Annotated in this window: 4 protein-coding genes; all 4 read left to right on the forward strand. The window is 46.7% G+C overall.

From position 1 onward, the window contains the following. Positions 1-126 precede the first annotated feature (126 nt). Genes serC through STRDD04_RS06755 form a run of 4 tightly spaced genes read left to right on the forward strand, consistent with a single transcriptional unit; the run spans position 127 to position 3,295 of the window. Entirely contained in the window at positions 127-1,218 is a 1,092-nt protein-coding gene (gene serC / locus STRDD04_RS06740; protein WP_062200532.1) for a 3-phosphoserine/phosphohydroxythreonine transaminase, read from the forward strand. 12 nt (positions 1,219-1,230) lie between these two features. Beyond that, a complete protein-coding gene (locus STRDD04_RS06745; RefSeq protein WP_062200534.1) occupies positions 1,231-2,406 on the forward strand; it encodes a 3-phosphoglycerate dehydrogenase family protein in 1,176 nt (391 codons plus the stop codon). Continuing rightward, positions 2,403-2,909 carry a methylated-DNA--[protein]-cysteine S-methyltransferase gene (locus STRDD04_RS06750; protein WP_062200535.1) on the forward strand — a complete coding sequence of 169 codons (507 nt, stop codon included), beginning with the start codon at positions 2,403-2,405 and terminating at the stop codon, positions 2,907-2,909. Before STRDD04_RS06745 ends, STRDD04_RS06750 begins: the two co-directional genes overlap by 4 nt. A gap of 32 nt (positions 2,910-2,941) precedes the next feature. Continuing rightward, positions 2,942-3,295: an arsenate reductase family protein gene (locus STRDD04_RS06755; RefSeq protein ID WP_062200537.1), complete on the forward strand. Its 354-nt coding sequence runs from the start codon at positions 2,942-2,944 to the stop codon at positions 3,293-3,295. The last annotated feature ends 2 nt before the right edge of the window (positions 3,296-3,297 follow it).

Here is a 3,297-nt window from a genome sequence, read left to right on the forward strand (position 1 = left end):
CCGTTTTTGCTAAAAATCCTCCTTTTGTTCGGAAATTCTCCTCAAGTAGGAATTTTTTTGGAAGTGTTATAGAAATTTTCTGAATATTGTGATATGATAGACAAAATACATTTTTGGAGGTAGGATATGACCATTTACAATTTCTCTGCTGGACCAGCAGTATTGCCTAAGGAAGTCTTGAAAAAAGCTCAGGCTGAGTTTTTAGACTATGCCCAAAGTGGCATGAGTGTGATGGAGCTATCCCACCGATCCAAGGAGTTTGACGACATTATCAAAGAAGCGGAGAGCTTGCTGCGTGAGCTCATGGCTATTCCGGATAATTACCGCGTACTCTTCCTGCAGGGAGGGGCCTCTACTCAGTTTTCTATGATTCCGCTCAATCTCGCCAAGGGGGGTAAGGCTTACTATTTAGTGGCTGGTTCTTGGGGTAAGAAGGCCTACACAGAGGCTGTCAAGCTGGCTAAGACCCTGCCTTTTGAGCCCATTCTCTTGGCTTCATCTGAGGATTCGATTTATGCGGAAATTCCAGTTTTTGATCCAGCGGACATCGATCCTAAAGCGGCTTACGTGCATCTGACAACCAATAATACTATTGAAGGAACGGCTATCTACGACCTGCCGGCGACCAATGGCGTTCCGATTGTGGCGGACATGTCTTCTAATATCCTAGCCGCTCAGTACCGAGTAGAGGATTTCGGGTTGATTTATGCTGGGGCTCAGAAGAATATTGGACCTGCTGGTGTAACGGTGGTCATCATTCGTGAGGATCTGCTCAATGATGAGCCCGTTCTGTCTAGTATGCTGGACTACCGCATTCAGGCGGACAATGGTTCTCTCTACAATACACCGCCGACTTTTGCCATCTATATTGCCAAGCTGGTCTTTGAATGGGTCAAGGAGCTGGGTGGCGTAGCAGAAATGGAAAAGCGCAATCACGAAAAATCAGGTCTGCTATACGACTTCATTGAGCAGTCAGACTTTTATCGCAGTCCAGTCCGTTACAAGGAGCAACGCTCAGTAGCCAATATTCCTTTCGTATCTCCAAGTCCAGAGCTGGATGCCAAGTTTAACAAGGAGGCTGCTGCGGCAGGCTTCAAGAATATCAAGGGGCACCGCAGCGTGGGCGGCATGAGAGCCAGTCTTTACAATGCCTTTCCGCTCCAAGGTGTCAAGGATTTGATCGCCTTTATGCAGAAATTTGAAGAAGAAAATTCTTAAGAGAGGGAAACTATGGTCTTTAGTGTCAAAACATTTAACAATATCAATCAAATTGGACTCAAGGAGCTGGGCAACGCTTTTCAGATTGACGGAGACAAGTCTGACAATCCGGATGCTTATATTCTGCGCAGTCAAAACCTGCATGGACAGGATTTTCCAAGTAATCTAAAAGCTATTGCGCGGGCAGGTGCAGGAACCAATAATATTCCTGTTGACCAAGCAACAGCTCAGGGAATCGTGGTTTTCAACACACCTGGAGCCAATGCCAATGCGGTGAAAGAAGCTGTCTTGGCTTCTGTCCTCCTGTCTGCTCGTGATTATATTGCAGCAAACAGCTGGGTCAATGGTCTCTCCGGAGACGATGTTCCTAAGCAAGTGGAGGCTGGCAAAAAGCAGTTTGCGGGTACCGAAATTGCCAATAAAACTCTGGGTGTCATCGGTCTGGGTGCTATTGGTGGGCGCATTGCCAATGATGCCTACCGTCTGGGAATGAATGTCCTGGGCTATGACCCTTATGTATCCATTGAAACGGCTTGGAATATCTCTAGCCATGTCAAGCGGGTAGCGGATATCAAAGAAATCTTTGAAAAGAGCGACTACATCACCATTCATGTGCCCTTGACTGAGGATACTCGTGCGACCTTTAATCAAGCGGCTTTTGAAGTCATGCAAAAAGGCACCACAATTATCAACTTCGCTCGGGGTGAGTTGGTGGACAATGCAGCCCTCTTTGATGCCTTAGAAGCTGGTGTAGTCAAGCGCTATATCACAGACTTCGGCGTGGAGGAATTGCTCAACCATCCTCAGATTACTGTCTTTCCGCATCTGGGCGGTTCGACCGAAGAAGCTGAGCTAAACTGTGCTATTATGGCCGGTAAAACTATTCGTCGTTTCATGAAAACGGGTGAGATTATCAATTCGGTGAATTTCCCTAATGTCCGTCAGGCGCTCTCAGCTCCTTATCGGATTACCCTGATTAACAAAAATGTGCCGAATATTGTGGCTCGGATTTCAACAGCAGTCAGTGATTTGAATATCAATATTGATAATATCATCAACCGTTCTAAAGGCGACTATGCCTATACTCTGCTGGATTTGGATGAGTCGGATGAAAGCAAGATTCAGGACTTGGTTGACAAGTTTGAGAACAGCGACAATATCGTGCGAGTGCGTTTGATTAAGAAATGACCTATTATAAGAAAATTTACAAAAGTCCCTTGGGGGACCTTTCCTTAGTTGCCGATGAGTCTGGACTTGTCGGCGCTTGGTTTTTAGGACAGAAATATTTTGAGCGAGGCCTCTCAGAAGTTCCTATTTTTGGCAACCATCCTTTTTTGGACTTGGCCAGCGACTTTTTGGATGCCTATTTTTCCGGTCAGCAGCCCGATCCAGCTGCCCTTCCCTTGTCTGCCCAAGGGACGGACTTTCAGCAGCGAGTTTGGGCCTATCTCCAGACCATTCCCTATGGTCAAACGGTGACTTATGGTCAGCTTGCTCAGGAGCTGAAGGTCAAATCTGCCCAAGCTGTGGGCGGGGCTGTGGGTCGTAATCCCTTGTCTATCCTAGTCCCCTGCCACCGAGTTTTGGGAAGTCAGGGGCAGTTGACAGGTTATGCAGGGGGTCTGGATAAGAAAATATGGCTCTTGGAGCATGAAGGTGTTCAGCTTGACAGAAGCGCAAAAGTCCTCTAAGCTAGAAGAAGCAGAAAGAGGAGGAGAAATTTATGTTGCAATTTATCGAATATCCTAAATGTTCTACTTGCCGTAAGGCCAAGGCTGAGTTGACTCAGTTGGGGCTGGACTTTGAAACGGTGGATATTGTCAAGGAAACACCCAGCCAGAAGGAGCTTTTGCAGTGGATGACCAATTCTGATTTGGAGATTAAGTCTTTCTTTAACACCAGTGGTATCAAGTACCGAGAACTGGGGCTCAAGGACAAGGTTCCTCAGTTTTCTGCGGAAGAGGCAGCAGAACTTTTGTCTACAGACGGCATGCTGATTAAGCGCCCACTCTTGGTTCGAGACAATCAGATCTTGCAAGTTGGCTACCGCAAGCAATATGCGGAATTGAAATTGTAAAG

Origin of the sequence: Streptococcus sp. DD04 (assembly GCF_001578725.1) — a bacterium.
Taxonomy (GTDB): Bacteria; Bacillota; Bacilli; order Lactobacillales; family Streptococcaceae; genus Streptococcus; species Streptococcus sinensis.